Raw genomic sequence first — 262 nt, forward strand, 5'->3', positions numbered from 1 at the left:
TTATCGAGAAATGGCTGCCGTCCGAGCCGATGCAGCGCGTCGTGCTATGGAGCGCGGCGCTGCTCGTCTCGCTGCCGTTTCTCGTCGCCGTCTACCGGAAGACCAAGTCGCTTGCGCTGTTGCTGGCCGAAATCAGCGTGCAGCCGGCGAAGGCAGGGCGCTTCACGAGCGCGATCCGCTACGCCATTTCGGACCTCGTGCCTGTCGTTTCGATGCTAGGCGTGTTTCTGCTCGTCGCGGCGCTGTCGAGCACGATTCTGCC

General features: G+C 63.7%; 1 pseudogene. It reads left to right on the plus strand.

Annotation, left to right across the window (positions count from 1 at the left end):
• Positions 1–262 (plus strand): annotated as a pseudogene (locus SB753_RS38400) (cation/H(+) antiporter); the annotation flags it as partial.

It is taken from the genome of Paraburkholderia sp. SIMBA_053 (genome assembly GCF_046534895.1).
Lineage (GTDB): Bacteria > Pseudomonadota > Gammaproteobacteria > Burkholderiales > Burkholderiaceae > Paraburkholderia > Paraburkholderia caledonica.